The organism is Georgenia sp. Z1344 (assembly GCF_057652375.1).
Genome location: NZ_CM172728.1, coordinates 141,333 through 157,338 on the forward strand (window position 1 = coordinate 141,333; position 16,006 = coordinate 157,338).

15 protein-coding genes and 1 pseudogene are annotated in these 16,006 nt (G+C 75.1%); 7 read left to right on the forward strand and 9 right to left on the reverse strand.

Annotated elements, in window-relative coordinates; all coding sequences use genetic code 11:
- Positions 1–49: 49 nt before the first annotated feature.
- Genes AC24FB_RS00655 through AC24FB_RS00675 form a run of 5 tightly spaced genes read left to right on the forward strand, consistent with a single transcriptional unit; the run spans position 50 to position 3,855 of the window.
- Positions 50–661 (forward strand): hypothetical protein, encoded by a 612-nt coding sequence (locus tag AC24FB_RS00655; protein ID WP_425714214.1) that lies wholly within the window; start codon positions 50–52, stop codon positions 659–661.
- Positions 658–1,572 carry a hypothetical protein gene (locus AC24FB_RS00660; RefSeq protein ID WP_425714215.1) on the forward strand — a complete coding sequence of 305 codons (915 nt, stop codon included), beginning with the start codon at positions 658–660 and terminating at the stop codon, positions 1,570–1,572. Before AC24FB_RS00655 ends, AC24FB_RS00660 begins: the two co-directional genes overlap by 4 nt.
- A complete protein-coding gene (locus AC24FB_RS00665; protein ID WP_425714216.1) occupies positions 1,569–2,357 on the forward strand; it encodes a signal peptidase I in 789 nt (262 codons plus the stop codon). The genes AC24FB_RS00660 and AC24FB_RS00665 overlap by 4 nt, the downstream gene beginning before the upstream one ends.
- Entirely contained in the window at positions 2,354–3,334 is a 981-nt protein-coding gene (locus AC24FB_RS00670) for a hypothetical protein (protein WP_425714217.1), read from the forward strand. Before AC24FB_RS00665 ends, AC24FB_RS00670 begins: the two co-directional genes overlap by 4 nt.
- Before the next feature lie 2 nt (positions 3,335–3,336).
- On the forward strand, positions 3,337–3,855 hold the full coding sequence (locus AC24FB_RS00675; RefSeq protein ID WP_425714218.1) for a DUF7507 domain-containing protein: 519 nt from the start codon (positions 3,337–3,339) through the stop codon (positions 3,853–3,855).
- An 89-nt stretch (positions 3,856–3,944) separates the two neighbouring features.
- On the opposite strand, the gene AC24FB_RS00680 is transcribed toward AC24FB_RS00675, so the two are convergent.
- The 7 genes and pseudogenes from AC24FB_RS00680 to AC24FB_RS00710 form a co-directional block, all read right to left on the reverse strand.
- Complete coding sequence (locus tag AC24FB_RS00680; RefSeq protein WP_425714219.1) at positions 3,945–4,988, reverse strand: FKBP-type peptidyl-prolyl cis-trans isomerase; 1,044 nt, start codon at positions 4,986–4,988, stop codon at positions 3,945–3,947.
- On the reverse strand, positions 4,985–6,394 hold the full coding sequence (gene pafA / locus AC24FB_RS00685) for a Pup--protein ligase (protein WP_425714220.1): 1,410 nt from the start codon (positions 6,392–6,394) through the stop codon (positions 4,985–4,987). The genes AC24FB_RS00680 and pafA overlap by 4 nt, the downstream gene beginning before the upstream one ends.
- Positions 6,391–6,579, reverse strand: coding sequence for a ubiquitin-like protein Pup (locus AC24FB_RS00690; protein ID WP_425714221.1), 189 nt, complete (start codon positions 6,577–6,579; stop codon positions 6,391–6,393). The genes pafA and AC24FB_RS00690 overlap by 4 nt, the downstream gene beginning before the upstream one ends.
- An 83-nt stretch (positions 6,580–6,662) precedes the next feature.
- Positions 6,663–8,237 carry a depupylase/deamidase Dop gene (gene dop, locus AC24FB_RS00695; protein WP_425714222.1) on the reverse strand — a complete coding sequence of 525 codons (1,575 nt, stop codon included), beginning with the start codon at positions 8,235–8,237 and terminating at the stop codon, positions 6,663–6,665.
- A gap of 7 nt (positions 8,238–8,244) precedes the next feature.
- Positions 8,245–10,032, reverse strand: a complete 1,788-nt coding sequence (arc, locus tag AC24FB_RS00700) for a proteasome ATPase (RefSeq protein ID WP_425714223.1) — start codon at positions 10,030–10,032, stop codon at positions 8,245–8,247.
- A 487-nt stretch (positions 10,033–10,519) separates the two neighbouring features.
- Positions 10,520–11,413: pseudogene (locus tag AC24FB_RS00705) on the reverse strand (tRNA (adenine-N1)-methyltransferase); the annotation flags it as partial.
- Between the two features lie 11 nt (positions 11,414–11,424).
- On the reverse strand, positions 11,425–12,252 hold the full coding sequence (locus AC24FB_RS00710; protein WP_425714225.1) for a site-2 protease family protein: 828 nt from the start codon (positions 12,250–12,252) through the stop codon (positions 11,425–11,427).
- A gap of 80 nt (positions 12,253–12,332) precedes the next feature.
- On the opposite strand from AC24FB_RS00710, the gene AC24FB_RS00715 reads away from it, so the two are divergent.
- A complete protein-coding gene (locus AC24FB_RS00715; protein WP_425714226.1) occupies positions 12,333–13,184 on the forward strand; it encodes a RecB family exonuclease in 852 nt (283 codons plus the stop codon).
- A 162-nt stretch (positions 13,185–13,346) separates the two neighbouring features.
- Here the strand turns inward: AC24FB_RS00715 and AC24FB_RS00720 are convergent, their stop codons facing one another.
- The gene (locus tag AC24FB_RS00720) at positions 13,347–14,030 is read right to left on the reverse strand and encodes an HAD family hydrolase (RefSeq protein ID WP_425714227.1); all 684 of its coding nucleotides are present in this window, start codon (positions 14,028–14,030) and stop codon (positions 13,347–13,349) included.
- Positions 14,031–14,079: 49 nt separating this feature from the next.
- Here AC24FB_RS00720 and AC24FB_RS00725 point away from each other — a divergent pair, with 49 nt between their 5' ends.
- Complete coding sequence (locus AC24FB_RS00725; RefSeq protein WP_425714228.1) at positions 14,080–14,982, forward strand: PAC2 family protein; 903 nt, start codon at positions 14,080–14,082, stop codon at positions 14,980–14,982.
- Between the two features lie 82 nt (positions 14,983–15,064).
- Here AC24FB_RS00725 and AC24FB_RS00730 read toward each other — a convergent pair whose 3' ends face one another.
- Positions 15,065–15,937, reverse strand: coding sequence for a VOC family protein (locus AC24FB_RS00730; protein ID WP_425714240.1), 873 nt, complete (start codon positions 15,935–15,937; stop codon positions 15,065–15,067).
- Between the last annotated feature and the right edge of the window lie 69 nt (positions 15,938–16,006).

Below are 16,006 nucleotides of genomic sequence, written 5' to 3' on the forward strand. Positions count from 1 at the left end.
CCGGGAGTCTCACCCCCTCGCACTCCCCTTCCACGAGACCCGAGGAACGATGTCCCCCGAATCACCCACCGCCGCGCGACGCGCCCCCGGCGTCCTGCTGGCCGGAGCCGCCCTCGTCGCGGCCGCGCTCGGCGGCGCGGGCAGCTACGCGCTGTGGAGCGCCGGCGCTGCGGGGACCGCCGGCACGATCGCGTCCGGAGACCTCGACGCGGTAGCCCTCGGCTCCCTCACCTGGACCCCGCACCCCGACAACGCCGATCCCGACGTCCTCGGGTCGGGCGAGCGTGCGTGGGCCGTCCAGGCCTTCGACCTCGCGCTCGACGGCGACAACCTCACCGCCGACGCCACCGTCGACGTCACGGTGGACGCCGAGCTCGACTACCCGTACCAGTGGTTCGTCTCGACCGACCCCGCGATCGCCGACCCCCATGCCGCCGTCGCCGCTGGCAGCATCCCCGGACTCGTGCGCAGCCCGTCGGACGCACCCACCGGGAAGGTCTCGTCGCTCACGCAGTCCGACCTGCCCGACGGTCTCGACGGGAGCGCGGACTGGTTCGTCTACGTCCTCGTCGAGAACCCGCACCCCCTGCGGACGGGTGACCCCGACGACCTCGACCTCCTCACGGTGCGGGCCGAGCTCACGCTGGAGCAGACGTCATGACCGCCCCCCGACGCACCCGGGCACTTCTGGCCCTCGCGACGGCCGGTGCCCTCGGCGCCGCGGCGTCCGCCGGCACGCTCGCCCTGTGGACGGCGAGCGCGAGCGGGGAGGGGTCGATCGACGTCCTCCGCTACGACGACGACCCGACCCTGTCGATCACGGCCGAGGAATCCGCGAGCGACGGCGCCGATTCCCCCACCGATGGTGCCGGGACCTCGGGCGACGACCCCGGGTCCCGGAGTGACGCGGGCGAGTCGCCCAGTGCCGGCGCATCCGAGTCCGCGAGCGACGGGCCCGCCGAGTCGCCGAGCGACGCACCCCCCGAGTCCTCGAGCGACAGCACTCACCCAGCGGGCGACGCGGTGCCGAGCGAGTCCGCCGACGGCCCTGTGAGTTCCGGACAGCACGGAACCTCCGGTGAGGACGCCTCCCCCGAGCCCGATGCCGCCGCGCCCCCTGAGCCCGAGATCGAGATCGACCCTGTCGTCGTCCCGCTCCCCCAGGAGCTCGTCGACCAGATCAGGTTCGACGGTCGCGGGGCGGCCGTCGTCGCCAACGACCTCTCACCCCACGACCTCGCAGCGGTCGAGCTCACCCTCGAGTCCGCCGTTCCCGGGCTCGTGCTCCGGGTCCAGGCGCGCACTGTCGATGCGCCCGAGCGGTGCGCCGAGAGCGACGCCGTCCTCCCGGTCGACGACGGCACCCCGATCGAGCTGCCCGGCACCGCTGAGCTGTTCTGCCTCGAGATCGAAACCGTCACGACCGATCACACGGGCGACGTGACGGCGACCGGCACCTCGGACGGCGGGGACCTCGCCGTCAGCACGCCGTGGACCGTCACCGCCCACGAGACCCTCACCCGCGACGACGTCGACGTCGTCCTCACCCCCGTCATCGAGGTCACGCCATGAACACCACCCGTCCCAGCACCCGCGACGCCGTCGGCACCCGCTCGAGCAACCGAGAGCTGTGGTCCGGGATCGTGCGTGGGTTCGTCGCGGTCGTCGCCGTCCTCGCCGTCACGGTCGCGGCCGCCGCGTTCATCGTCCCGAGGTTTATGGGCTGGGTCCCGCTGACGATCCTCTCCGGCTCGATGGAGCCCACCTACTCCCCGGGCGACGTCGTGGTCGTCGACCCGGACTACACCGACCCGGTGGTCGGCGACGTCGTCACCATCCAGCCAGTGTCCGGCGACCCGACCCTCGTCACCCACCGCATCATCGGCGTGACCATCGGCCAGGACGGGACGATGGGCGTGACCACCCAGGGCGACGCCAACGGCTCGGTCGACGACCCGGTGACGATGGAGCAGATCCAAGGCCGCGTGATCTACGGGGTGCCGTGGGTCGGCCACCTCACGCAGCCCGAGGTCCGGCCGTGGCTCGGCGGGGCGGCCATTGCCGTCCTCGCCTGGATCGTGCTCTCGTCCGTCCTCGGCGGCCGGAAGAAGGGCGACGACGACGCCGAGCTCGGGACGCCCGCACCGGGACCGGCGGACGACGCCGGCACGGACGACCGAGGAGAGGACGACGCCCCCGCACCCTCCGCCGACGCGTCCGACGAGCCGGACGACGCCCCCGCGCCCGGCGCCGACACCTCGGACGACCTGACCGGCACCGCGACCCCCGCAGGAAACTCCCCCCTCCCGTCGACCTCGCGGCGGTCCCGCCGTCGCACCGAGGCAGTGACGACGTGAGCGCCCTCCGCACAGGGCTGCGTACCCGCGCCGCCGCGCTCGGCACGCTGGCACTCACCGTGGGTCTGGTCGTGAGCACACCGGCCGGCGCCGACGAGCCCAGCACCGGGACCGATCCGATCGTCATCGACGTCGGCACCGGGTTCGCGCCCGAGGTGACCGTGCGGATGTTCGACGAGGTGATCGTCCCGGGTGACGCGATCCAGCGCGCGTTCCGGGTCCGCAACGACGGTCCGACCGACGCGACGATGACGATCGACGTCGTCGACGTCAACCTCGACGGTGAGCTCGACCAGTTCTTCGACGACGTCACCGTCAACGAGATGCCGCTCGCCGTGCTCGCGGGCACCGACACCTCGCTGCTGGAGACGGAGATCGCCCGCGGCGAGATCGTCACGGTCCCCCTCGAGCTCGACTTCCCCGTCGAGGCCACGTCGGGAAACTACTCCGAGGTGGGCCGCCGCGCGGCGAACCTGGCGGTCCGCGTGACGATGCGGGGCGACACCGGCAGCACGGTCACCACCTGTCCCGACGCCGTCCCGACGGCGCACCGGGCCGCGACGACGACCGGTGCGGAGACCGAGGAACGTGCAGCGACCGACACGAACGCCGGCGAGGCGGCCACCGCCGCCGCGACGACGACCGGCGCGGAGACCCAGGACCGTGCAGCGACCGACACGGACGCCGGCGAGGCGGCGACCACCGCCGGGACGACATGCCCGGACGGAACCGTGCCGACGCCGACCGATACCTCCGCACCTCGTCCGACCGGCGGGGTCACCGGCGGCACGACACAGTCGCGCATGCCGGTCGCGGGCCCCCGCGCCGCCGGACCGGTCGCACTGCCTCAGACCGGCCCCGACCTCGGCACCGCCATCGCCCTCGCTGCCGGACTGGTCGGCGCCGGCGCGCTCGCCCGCGCCGCCCATCGCCGGGCCACCGCGGCTCACGCCGACACCGACGGGACGGGTGAGTGACCATGCGCTCCGCACGCACGCTGACCGCCGGCGGGTTCCTCGCCGCGGCCGCCCTGCTCGCGTGGGGCGTGGCCCCGCCCGCCGTCGCCGACACCGGCGACTCCCCCGGCGACGGCTCGGTCGTCGCCCCCGATCCGGCGCCGGCGCCCGTTCCCGGGGGTTCCGGCGCCGGTGCCGCTCCACCCGCACCGGTTCCGGAGCCGCGTCCCGAACCGGATCCGGCACCGGCACCGGCCACCGCACCCGCACCCGCACCGATCGACACCCCGGTCGACGACGCACCGGCCGAGGACCCGGGCACTCCCGAGCTGACGATCGAGGTCCACGACCCGCTCCCCGAGCTCGTCGCCGCCGGGGCCGAGGTGAGCTGGAGCTACCTCGTGACGAACTCGGGCGACGTCGAGGTCACCGACATCGCGCTCACGGACTCCGGCGGCGCCGCGATCGAGTGCCCGCTGGCCGCACTCGTCCCCACCGAGCAGATGGTCTGCACCGTCACCACGACGTTCACGACCGACTGACCGGCTCGTGCCCTCGGCCGGGCTCCATCCCCCCGGCCCGGTCGAGGGCACCGAGCCCACCGCGGACGCCGACCTCACCGCGGAGAGACTCAGTCCTGGCGGACGACGTCGTCCCCGCCCGAGGCGGCCAGCACGTCGACGACGACGACGAGCGTGTGCTCCCCGTCGCCGAGACCCGGCGGCACGACGGCGAGGATGCGCGAGCCCACGCGCCGGTCGAGCAGCGCGAGCCGGACCCCCTCGCCGAGGTCCTCGACCACCGCGGTCGACGGCGACCCGTCGGCCCAGCTCGACGAGAGCACCTCGCCGGTCTCCCAGTCCATCGTCAGCGTCTGCAGCACGAGGTCCTGCCCCGGCCGCACGGTCGTGCCGTCGCCCTCGACCACGACCCGGCTCTGCAGGTCGGCGGGCGGGTCGCCCGGGGGGATCCCGACGACCGGGGCGCCGTCGGCGGTGGTGCCGACCGTCGGACCGGGCGCGCCCCCGCCGTCGGTCGGCGACCCGCTCCCGTCCGTCGGGGACTCACCACCACCGGACGGCGACTCGCCCCCGGTCGGGGACTCCGCCCCGGCACCCTGCGACCCTGTCTCCCCCGACGCGCTCTCGGACGGCGACCCGCCGGCCACGGTCGGAAGGACGTCGACGACGACGACCTGCATCGTCAGCGCCCCCTCGACGTCGACGGGCTCGGCGACGACGACCCTGCCGCCCTCCCGCACGCCGGGCAGGATCTCGGCGAGCGTCGCGCCGACGTCTGCCTCGGACACGGTGGCGAGCCGCGGCGCGACGACCTCCTCGCGCGAGGAGCTCTGGCCGGTCGTCCCGTCCCACGCGGCGACGCTGAGCAGCGCCGGTCCGCCGGCGGTCAGCGCGCGGCCGTCGCCCGGGTCGACGACGGACGCCACCGGGTCGCCCACGGCGAGCGGGGTGTCGATGACGACGACGGGGTGGCCCGGCGCACCGGCCACCGAGACACCCTCGACCCCGGTCGCCGCGGCCTCGGACATCGAGTCCGACGTCGCCTCGCGGGCGCCGCCGCCCTCGTCCGGCCCGCAGGCGGCGAGCCCGAGCGCCGCGGCGCACGCGAGGACGGCGGCCCGTCGGGCCACCGGTCCCCTCGCGGCTCGGCTCACGCGAGCTCCGCGAGCAGCGCGTCCACCCGGTCGTCGACGGCGGCGAACGGGTCCTTGAGCGCGACCGACCGGGCGGCGCCGTCGACGAGCTTGAGGTGGACCCAGTCCACCGCGATGTCGCGGCGGGCGTCCTCGGCTGCGCCGACGAACCGGCCGCGCAGCGCGGCCCGGGTCGTCGACGGCGGGACCTCCTTCGCTGTCTCGACGTCCTCGTCCGTGCCCACGGCGGCGAGCAGCCCGCCCGCGAGCAGCCGCTGGCCCAGGCCATGGGCGGTGATGTCGTGGTACGCGAGCGAGAGGCGCGCGACCCGCGGGTCGTCGAGCGCGACCCGGTTGCGCGCGCAGTACCGGTCGATGAGCGCGCGCTTCGCGGCGACGTCGAGCTCGGTCGCGACCGGCGTGAGGTCGCCGGCCCTCAGGGCGGCGATGCCGCGCTCCCACAGGTCGAGCGCGCGGAGCCGACCCTCCGACAGCAGGGGCGCCCAGCCACGGCGGTCGACGTGGTCGCGAACCCGGGTCAGCATCTCGGACTGCAGGTCGACGGCGGTGCGCCGCCGCCCGGTGGCGAGCTCGACCTCCACGCGCGCATCGATGTCGTGGCTGATCTCCCGGATCGCCCGCATGGGCTCGGCGAGCTCGAGGTCGTCGAGCCGCAGGCCGTCCTCGACACAGGCGATGAGCAGCTCGGCGGAGCCGACCTTGAGCAGCGTGGTCGTGGGCGCCACGTTGGAGTCGCCGACGATGACGTGCATGCGGCGGTAGAGCTCGGCGTCGCCGTGCGGCTCGTCGCGCGTGTTGATGATGGGTCGGGACCGGGTCGTCGCCGCCGACACGGCGTCCCAGGTCTGGTCCGCGCGCTGGGAGAACGCCCAGCGCACGCTCCCGTCGGGGCGTCGGCGCAGGTGGCCGGCGCCCGTGAGCACCTGGCGCGTGACGAAGAAGGTGACGAGCGACTCGGCCGTGGCGCGGTAGTCGCGCCGGCGCCGCACGAGGTAGTTCTCGTGGCAGCCGTAGGACGCGCCCTGGGAGTCGAGGTTGTTCTTCATCAGGTGCAGCGTCCCGGGCGTGCCGGCGGCGGCCAGCGCCCCCTCGGCCCGCTCGGCCAGCGACGCGAGCATGGCCTCGCCGGCGCGGTCGTTGACGACGACGTCCGTGACGTCGTCGCACTCGGCGGTCGCGTACTCCGGGTGCGAGCCGACGTCGAGGTAGAGCCGCGCGCCGTTGCGGAGGAAGACGTTGGTCGAACGTCCCCGCTCGACGACCGGCCGGAACAGGTGCCGGGCCGTGTCGTCCGGGCCGAGGACGTGTGCCGGGTCCTCCGGGGAGAAGGCCAGGCCGTACTCGGTCTCGACCCCGAACAGGCGCCGCAGCGGGTGGTCGGCGGGCGGGGTCCCGCCGGGCGTCACTGCCCGCCCTTCTGGACGAATCCCTGGACGAAGGCCTCCGCGTTCGTCTCGAGGACGGAGTCGATCTCGTCGAGGATGTCGTCGACGCGGGCGACCTGCTCGGCGCGCTGGGCCGGCGCGGGCGCGGGGCCGTCGTCGCCCGCGGGCTCCGGGCGGCGCGGGCGGGTCTGGTCCTGCTCCGACATGTCGAGTTCCTTCCTGTCGTCCCCGGGCGTCGGGCGCGGCGGCCGGGGTGGTCGTGTGTCTCGCGGGTGGGGCGTCGGGGCGGTCAGCCGCCGGTGAGGCGGCCGAGGAGCACCCCGGCGTCCGGGCTGGCGTCGAGGAGGTCGCCGACGAGGCCGCGGGTCCCCCGGGCGGGCTCGGGCAGCGTGATGCGGGCGAGCCGCTCGCGGCCGGGCAGGTCGAGGACGATGCTCGCCCAGCCGATGCCGGTGACCTGGTCCGGGTACCGGCGCAGGACCTCGCCGCGCAGGTAGGCGCGCGTGTCCTCCGGCGGGGCGTGCTCGGCGCGCCGCACGTCCTCGGGGTCGGCGAGCCGCGTGACGCGGCCGGCCGCGTCGAGGCGGGCGACGATCGAGCGGTCGGGGCGCAGGTCGTGCCACTGGAGGTCGAGCGCGGCCAGGCGCGGGTCCTCCCAGCGGAGCTGGTCGCGCTCCCGCATCCGCTCGAGGAGCTGGCGCTTGGCCACCCACTCGACGTCGGGCGCCGCGGAGTCGATGTCCGTGGCCAGCCGGTCGAGCACTCGCGACCACAGCTCGAGGACCTGGGTCGTCTCGGCGTCGGGACCCCCGCACTCGTCGACCGCGCCCGCGAGGATGTCGCGGTAGATCCGCTGGATGTCGAGCGCCGTGCGGTCGGGTCCCTCGCGCATGGCGATCCTATGGCGCAGCGTCGGGTCGTGGCTGATCCGCTGGACCTCGGGGACCGGGGCGGCGATCGTCAGGGTGTCGAGGCCGATCGGCACGGAGCCGCGCTCGAGGAGCCACAGAAGCAGGGCGACGGTGCCCGTGCGCAGCACGAACGGGACGTCGAAGAGGTTGGCGTCGCCGCCGATGACGTGCAGGCGCCGGTACCGGCCGGCGTCGGCGTGCGGCTCGTCGCGCGTGTTGACGATCGGGCGGTTGAACGTCGTCTCGAGCCCGACGTCGTTCTCGACGTAGTCCGAGCGCTGGGCGATCTGGAAGCCGGGCCGCTCGCTGCGCTGCCCGAGGCCGACCCGGCCCGCGCCGGCCACGACCTGGCGGGTGACGAGCAGCGGCGTGAGGTACCGGACGAGGTCGCCGAGGTCGACGTCGCGGGCGAGCAGGTAGTTCTCGTGGGTGCCGTAGCTGGCGCCCTTGCCGTCGACGTTGTTCTTGTACAGCGTGAGGCCCTCGCGGCCGTCGGCGTGCATCGCGCGCACCGCCACGCGCTCGCCGGCGCGGTCGTGGACGAGCGCCTCGAGCGGGCCCACGGTCTCGGGGCCGGAGTACTCGGGGTGGGCGTGGTCGACGTAGAGGCGGGCGCCGTTCGTCAGCAGGGCGTTGCTCGCGACCGGGAGGTCGAGCTCCTCGGCGCTCGGCCGCTCGACCTGCTGGGCCGGGCCGGCCGGCGCGGGCCGGTCCGGGTCGTCCGTCAGCAGCGAGGGGTGGGCCGACGCGCGGCGCATCCGGTGCCCGCGCAGGTCGTTGAGCGGGTCCTCGGTGACGTAGTCCCACCGGGCGCTCGGGTGGGCCGCCGTGCCGTCCGCGCCGCGGTAGGCGAGGACCACGCGGGTGGACAGGGCGACGGCGTTCGCGCCGAGGTCGGTGTGGTCGAGGACGCCGAACTCGGTCTCGGTGCCGATGACGCGGCGGACGGTCATGACGCGCTCACAGGTAGCCGCCGGTGGTGGGCACGTCGTCGATCGGGCGTCCGCTCCCCCGCCGCGCCGTGGCCTCGGCCGCATCCGGGTACTCCGGACGGGCGACGGTCGGCGCGGGGCCGTTCGTCGTCGGGCCCTGGCTCGTGGCTCCGTCCGGGCCGACGACGACGGGAGCACCGCCCTCCACGGCACCGCCGCCCTCCGCGGCGGCGCCCCTGCGCCGCCCCGGGAGCTGGCGGATCGCGGTGACGGGCTCGGAGTCGGCGCCGGACACGCGCGCCCAGTCGGCGGGCTTGATGGCCGTGCGCAGGGCCTCGTTCTCGCCGATCTCGGTGCGCAGGCCGGCGAGCAGGTGCTCGGTGCGCAGCCCGCGGCCGCGACCGGCCACGAGGTCCTGGATCGCGTGCTTCTTCGCCCGGTCGACCACCGAGGCGAGCATGGCGCCCGAGGTGAGGTCGCCGACGTGCAGGACGCGCGTGCCCCCGGAGGCGTAGGTCAGCTCCATCACCGCGGTGGACTCGTCCCGCAGGTACATCGCGTCGACCATCGCGGACCCCATCGCCTCGACCGCGGCCTCGGGCGTGCCGTGCGCGGCGAGCTCGTCGTCGTGGATCGGCAGGTCCGGGGTCAGGTGCTTCGAGACGATCTCGCGGGCGCCGGCCGCGTCGGGGCGACCGATGCGGATCTTCACGTCGAGGCGGCCCGGGCGCAGGATCGCCGGGTCGATCATGTCCTCGCGGTTGGAGGCGCCGATGATGATGACGTTGCCGAGGGCCTCGACGCCGTCGATCTCGGCGAGCAGCTGGGGCACGATCGTCGTCTCGACGTCGGACGAGACGCCCGAGCCGCGCGTGCGGAACAGGGCCTCCATCTCGTCGAAGAAGACGATGACCGGCACGCCGGTGCGGGCCTTCTCCCGGGCGCGCGAGAAGATCACACGGATCTGCCGCTCGGTCTCGCCCACGTAGCGGGTGAGCAGCTCCGGCCCCTTGACGGACAGGAAGTAGGAGTGGGCGCGGCCGGCGCCGGAGTCCTCGGCCGCGGACCGCGCGAGCGAGGTGGCCACGGCGCGGGCGACGAGGGTCTTGCCGTTCCCGGGCGGGCCGTAGAGCAGCACGCCGCGCGGGGCGCGCAGCCCGTGCTCGGCGTAGAGCTCGGGGTGGTTGAACGGCATCTCGACGGCCTCGCGGATGCGCTCGATCTGCGGGCCGAGCCCGCCGATGTCCGCGTACTCGGTGTCCGGGTCCTCCTCGAGGAGCAGGTCCTCGACCTCGGCGCGCGGGACGAGCTCGAGGACGAAACCGGTGCGCAGGTCGGCGCGGACGAGGTCCCCGGGGCGCAGCCGCGTCTCGCGCAGCACGCCGCCGACGGACAGGACGCGCTCGTCCTCCCCCCGTCCGACGACGAGGACCCGGTGCTCCGGGAGGACCTCCTTGACCGACAGGACGTCGCCGTTGGGCTCGTAGCCGGCGGCGGCGACGATCGCGAGCTGGTCGTTGAGGACGACGCGCTGGCCCGGCAGGAGCGCCCCGACGGGCACGACCGTGGACACGGTGAGCCGCATGAGGCGGCCGCCCACGAGCACGTCGGCCAACCGGTCGACCGGCTGGACCTCGACGACCGTGCCGTAGGTGCTCGGCGGCGCCGTGAGCGAGTCCACCTGCTCCTGGAGCTCGATGAGGCGCTGGCGCGCCTTGCCGAGGGACTCCGAGAGCCGCTCGTTCTTGCCGGCGAGCGAGATCGCCTGCTGCTCGAGCTCGCGCGCCCGCGCCTCTGAGTACATCTCCTGCGTCATTCCGCTCCCGTCACGTGGCAGACATCCAGCGTATGCCGAACGGCCCAGGTCGCCAGGGTGCAGGTCACTCCTCGGTCGTCGCACCCTCGTCCGGGGCGTGGGTTGCAGCGTCGTCGGCGCCGGTCCCGGCCGTCGTGTTCTCCTCGGGTGCGGCGGGACGGGACGCGTAGCCGGACTCCTCGATCTCGGCACGACGCCGGACGTCCCTGCCGACCCGCCGGAGCTTCTTCACCGAGATCGTGCGCTCGCCCGCGGACAGCGCGGCGGCCCAGCCCTTGGCGTCGCCCTCGGGCGCCCCGGAGTCCACGCCCACGGGCGGGGCGTGGCGGGAGGTCCGGGCATGGGTCGACGTGCGGGGCGGGTCGACGGCCGGGGGTGCGGCGTCGTCGGGCGTGGTGTCGCGGGTCTCGTCGTCGGAGGCCGGGCGGGGACCGGCCCCCGAGGCAAGGTCGGCCGCGTGGCCGTGCGCGCCGGCGCCGAGCGGCCCGGCCCCCTTCGCCGGGCGACGCGTGCGCTGCGGCGGGGCGGACCCGTCGGCGAGCGCGCGGGCGGTGACGAGGAAGCCGGTGTGGGCGACCATGCGGTGGTCGGGGCGCACGGAGAGCCCCTCGACGTGCCATCCGCGCACCATCGCCTCCCACGGCCGCGGCTCGGTGAAGCGGCCGCTGCCCCGAAGGTCCTCGACCACCCGGCTGAGCTGGGTGGTGGTCGCGACGTAGGCGATGAGCAGGCCGCCGGGCGCGAGCGCGTGGGCGGCCGGACCGATGTTCTCCCAGGGGGCGAGCATGTCGAGGACGATCCGGTCGACGCTGCCGGGCTCGGCGTCGAGCAGCACGTCCGCGAGGTCGCCGACGGTCACGGTCCAGGCGGGGTGGCGGCCCCCGAACCAGGAGTCGACGTTGGCCTCGGCGATCTCGGCGAACTCCGGGCGCCGCTCGACCGAGTGGAGGGTGCCGGTCTCGCCGATCGCGGACAGCAGCGACATGCTGAGCGCGCCCGAGCCCACGCCGGCCTCGACCACGCGGGCGCCCGGGTAGATGTCGCCCATCTGGACGATCTGCCCGGCGTCCTTGGGGTAGACCACGGCGGCGCCGCGCGGCATCGACATGACGTAGTCGGACAGCAGGGGCCGCAGCGCGAGCAGGTCGTGGCCGGTGGGGGTGGCGAGGACGGTGCCCTCGTCGCGGCCGATGAGGTCGCGGTGGTGGAAGGAGCCGCGCTGGGACTGGAAGTAGCCGTCGTGCGTGAGGTGCACGGTGTGGTGGCGACCCTTGACGTCGGTGAGCTGGACCCGCTCCCCCGCCCGGAACGGGCCGCGGCGGTGCCCCGGTCCGGCGGGCCGGTCGGCGCTCTCGGGCGTGGTCTCGGGCTCGGTGGTCACGGCGGGGCAGTCTACGTGCGGTCCCCCGGGGGGAGGTCGTGGCCGGTGGTGTCACCGTGGGGGTCGTCGTGCTCGTGGGCGAGGTCGTGCTCGCCGGCGTCCCTGCGCTCGCGCCTCAGCCGGCCGGCGTCCCGCACCGCCCGCGCCCCGCCCGACCACAGGGTGGCCCCGGCCGAGGCGGCGGCCGCGACGACGACGAGCCCCGCCCAGCCGCCGAACCGGGCGAACATCAGCACCGCGACACCGACGACCGCGACGGCCAGCAGGCAGCCGAGCACGCCGAGCGCCCGCAGGCCGGCGAGCGGCCGCCCGGTCAGCCCCTCGCCGACCTCGAGCCAGAGCCGGCCGCCGTCGAGCGGGAGGGCCGGGACGAGGTTGAACACGGCGAGGACCACGTTCATCACGACGCCGACGTCGAGGGCGGCCTCCCACGGCGAGCTCCCCTCGGCCAGCGGCGCGAGGAGGTACCCCACGCCGGCGAGGAGCAGGTTCCCGGCCGGACCGGCGGCGGTGACGGCCGCGGACGCCCACGGCCCACGCCCGGTCCCGTCGAAGGACGTGTGGCCGCCGACGAAGGTGAGGACGAACTCGCGCGGCCGCATCCCCACCGCCGCGCCGGTCAGCCCGTGCCCGAGCTCGTGGACGAGGACCGCGATCGTGACGGCGAGGGCGGCGAGCAGCCCCATGACGAGCCCGGACTGCTCGGGGCGGGCGAGGATCCGTCCGTAGACGAGCGCGACGACGGCGACGAGCCCGAGCCAGCTCCACGTGAGGACGACCGGGGCGCCCGCGACCCGGGCGACGACGAGGCCGGGCGTGCGGCGGGGCTCGGGGTCCACAGCACCAGCCCACCACACCTTCTCCACAGGCGCGTCGCCCGGTCCACGGCGGTGTCGGCCCCGGTCGTTAGCCTGCGGACATGCCCACCTCCCCGGCCCCCCGCCGCACCCCCACCCGGGCCGCGCTGTCCCCGTCGCGGGCCAAGGACTTCGAGCAGTGCCCGCTCATGTTCCGCCTGCGCGTCGTCGACCGCCTGCCCGAGCCGCCCTCGCCGGCCGCGACCCGCGGCACGGTCGTCCACTCGGTCCTCGAGCGCCTCTACGACCAGCCGGCGCCCGAGCGCACCGAGCCGGTGGCGCTCTCGCTCGTCGACCCGGCGTGGCAGGACATCCGCACGGCGGACTCGCGGCTCGACTCGCTGTTCACATCGCCGGAGGACGCCGACGCGTGGATGGACCAGGTCCGCGCGCTCGTCTCCCAGTACTTCCGGATGGAGAACCCGCGCCGCCTCGAACCGGCGGGCCGCGAGATGCACGTCGAGGCCGAGCTCGGCTCCGGGGTGCTGCTGCGCGGCATCGTCGACCGGCTCGACCGCTCCCCGGCGGGCGCGACCCGGGTGGTGGACTACAAGACGGGCAAGTCGCCGTCGGCGCGGTTCGCGGGCGAGGCCACGTTCCAGCTGATGTTCTACGGGCTCGTGCTGTGGCGCTCGACCGGCGTGGCGCCGAGCCGCCTGCAGATCGTCTACCTCGCCGACGGCCGCACGCTGACCGTGGACCCCGAGGAGCGGGACCTGCTCGCCGCCGAGGAGCGGATCGAGCAGATCTGGGGGCGGATCGAGGAGGCCGCCGTCAGCGGCGTGTTCCCGCCCCGCCCGTCCAAGCTGTGCCCGTGGTGCTCGTTCCAGGACCGGTGCCCGCAGTTCGGGGGCGAGCCGCCCGAGCTCCCGGCCACCGGGATCGAGCGGCTGCTGACCGTCCGCCGCGCCTGAGTGCCCGCGGGCACGGACCTCGCACGTCCTCCCGAGGGCGCAGATCTCACACGTCCTCCCGCGGGTGCGGACCTCACGGTCCTGCCGCGGGTGCGGACCTCACGGTCCTGCCGCGGGAGCGGACCTCGCGGTCCTGCCGGCCCCGGCGGAGGTGCCGGCGCGTCAGGCGGCGAGCAGGTCGACCGCCCGGCCGAGCCCGATGTCCCGGATCGTCTCGAGGTCGACGTCCGCGAGGCTGGCGACGCGCGAGAGCCCGGCGGCGTGGGGGATCGTCGACATGTGCGGGACCCCGAGGCAGCGGGCGCCCGACGCGCGCGCGGCCCGCAGCCCGTTCGGCGAGTCCTCGATCGCGACGCAGCGCTCGATGTCCGCGCCCAGCAGTCGCGCGGCGAGGAGGTAGCCCTCCGGGTCCGGCTTGCCGCGCTCGACCCGGTCACCGGGCACGACGACGTCGAAGCCGCCCGCGAGCTCCGCGACGGTCTCGGCGAACGGCGCGTAGGAGGCGGTGACGAGCGCCTGCGGCACGCGCGCCTCGCGCAGCTGCGCGATGAGCTCGAACGCGCCGGGGCGCCGGTCGACGCCCTCGGCACGCACGTGCGCGACCACGCGCCCGACGAGCTCGTCGAGGAACGTGGCCGGCTCGGCGTCGATCCCGCCCTCGTCGATCATCACCCGCGCGGCGTCCTCGAGGTTGAGCCCGAGGAGCTCCTGCGACCGTTCGTCGCTCCACCGCCCGCCTAGCTCCTCGATGAGCGCCTTCTGATGGACGAACCACACGGGCTCGGAGTCGATGATGGTGCCGTCCATGTCCCACAGGACGGCCTCGGGAAGATCGGGGATCGTCACGGACCGACCCTACCCGGCGCTCCCGCGCGGGAGACCTACCCTGGGCCGTATGCAGGACGACACGACACGGCCCGACGACGCACTGCCGCCGGGCGACGGCCTCATCGCCCTCGCGGCGTTCGACGGCTGGAACGACGCGGGCTCCGCGGCCACGTCCGCGCTCTCCGTCATCGCCACGGAGTGGGAGACCGAGACCCTCACGGTCCTCGACCCGGAGGAGTTCCACGACCTCCAGGTCAACCGGCCGAGGATCGAGCGCGGCCCCGACGGCTTCCGGGCCCTCACCTTCCCCGTCACCGAGGTGGTGCTCGCCACCTCCCCGACGACCGGGGAGCAGCTCGTGCTCGTCCAGGGGGTCGAGCCGTCGATGCGGTGGTCGCGGTACTGCGCCGAGATCCTCGACGCCCTCGACGCGGCGGGCGTGCGCACGCTCGTCACCGTCGGCGCCCTGCTGGCCGACGTCCCGCACACCCGCCCGATCCCGGTCCAGTCGGCCACGGACGACCGCGAGCTGCAGGAGTCGCTCGGGCTGTCCGCCCCGGACTACGAGGGGCCCACGGGGATCGTCGGCGTGCTCGGCGCGCTCGGCCAGGCGCGCGGGCTGCGCTCGGTCGGGATGTGGGCGGCCGTCCCGCACTACGTCTCGCAGCCGCCCTCGCCGAAGGCCACCCTCGCGCTGCTCATGGCCCTCGACACCCTCGTCGGGATCTCGCTGCCCCTGCGCGACCTGGCCGAGGACGCCGTCGCGTGGCAGCGGGCGGTCGACGAGCTCGCGCAGGAGGACTCCGACGTCGCGGAGTACGTCGAGATGCTCGAGGAGTCCAAGGACACCGCCGAGCTGCCCGAGGCGAGCGGCGAGGCGATCGCGCGGGAGTTCGAGCGCTACCTGCGCCGGCGCGACGGCGGCAGCCCGGGCAAGGGCACGGGCACGACGCCGCCGACCGGCATGTGACCGGGGCGCTCCAGGGCACGACGGCGCTGCGCCGACCGGCACCGCACGTGGCAGAGCCGGCCGGGCGTCGGTCGTCCTCGGGTCAGCCCACGAGGCGCAGGCGGTTGCCCCACGGGTCGTCGACCTCGAGGGCTGCCCCGTCGTCGTCGACCTGGTGACCGGCCGCGCGCAGCCGCTCGGCCGCCGCACCGACGGCCTCGGGGTCGCCGAGCTCGAGGATCGAGCGGCCGAGACCGAGCGCGGGGGCGCGGAACCCGGCGCCGCGGCTCCCCCACACGTTCATCGCCATGTGGTGGTGGTAGCCGCCGGCGGAGACGAAGAGGGCCTGCCCGGGGAACTCGAAGGTCGCCTCGAACCCGAGGGTGTCGACGTAGAAGCGGCGGGCGGTGCCGGTGTCGCCGACCTGGAGGTGGACGTGGCCGACGGTCGCGCCGACGGGGACGCCCTCCTCGCGGTCGAGGTGGCGGGCGAGGTACTGGTTGGGGTCGAGGAAGATCGTCGCCATCTCCACCTGACCGTTCGTCCAGGTCCACTGGTCGCGCGGGCGGTCGACGTAGAGCTCGACCCCGTTGCCCTCCGGGTCGTCGAAGTAGAACGCCTCGGAGACGAGGTGGTCGGACGACCCGGTGAAGCGGGCGCCGGCGCGGGCGAGCCGCAGGACGGCCGCCGAGAGGTCCGCGGGCGAGGTGTAGAGGATCGCCGTGTGGAAGAGCCCGGCGGTACCGCTCGCGCGCATCGGCAGGTCGGGGGCGTGCGTGATCTCCATGAGGACCTCTGCGGGCGACGCCTCCGTTGCCGGCAGGCCGAGCTGGACACTGCCGGGCCCCTCGCCCACGCGGACGAGACCGGCGCCGTCCTCGTAGAAGCGCACGACGGCGTCGAGGTCGCGCACACGCAGGCGCACGGTCCCCATGGTCGTCGTGGCGGGCAGGAGCTCGAGCTCGGGGCGGGTCATCGTCATACCGGCAAAACTAGTTGAAGCATCAACTTATTCCAGCGCCGCACGCCACATCGCGGGTGGGGT

Excerpts from the sequence above, each read along its gene's own strand:
- AC24FB_RS00730 (WP_425714240.1), bottom strand. The coding sequence starts at position 15,937 with ATGACCCGCCCCGAGCTCGAGCTCCTGCCCGCCACGACGACCATGGGG.
- AC24FB_RS00725 (WP_425714228.1), top strand. The coding sequence starts at position 14,080 with ATGCAGGACGACACGACACGGCCCGACGACGCACTGCCGCCGGGCGAC.
- AC24FB_RS00655 (WP_425714214.1), top strand. The coding sequence starts at position 50 with ATGTCCCCCGAATCACCCACCGCCGCGCGACGCGCCCCCGGCGTCCTG.
- AC24FB_RS00715 (WP_425714226.1), top strand. The coding sequence starts at position 12,333 with ATGCCCACCTCCCCGGCCCCCCGCCGCACCCCCACCCGGGCCGCGCTG.
- dop (WP_425714222.1), bottom strand. The coding sequence starts at position 8,237 with ATGACCGTCCGCCGCGTCATCGGCACCGAGACCGAGTTCGGCGTCCTC.
- AC24FB_RS00665 (WP_425714216.1), top strand. The coding sequence starts at position 1,569 with ATGAACACCACCCGTCCCAGCACCCGCGACGCCGTCGGCACCCGCTCG.
- AC24FB_RS00690 (WP_425714221.1), bottom strand. The coding sequence starts at position 6,579 with ATGTCGGAGCAGGACCAGACCCGCCCGCGCCGCCCGGAGCCCGCGGGC.
- arc (WP_425714223.1), bottom strand. The coding sequence starts at position 10,032 with ATGACGCAGGAGATGTACTCAGAGGCGCGGGCGCGCGAGCTCGAGCAG.
- AC24FB_RS00660 (WP_425714215.1), top strand. The coding sequence starts at position 658 with ATGACCGCCCCCCGACGCACCCGGGCACTTCTGGCCCTCGCGACGGCC.
- AC24FB_RS00675 (WP_425714218.1), top strand. The coding sequence starts at position 3,337 with ATGCGCTCCGCACGCACGCTGACCGCCGGCGGGTTCCTCGCCGCGGCC.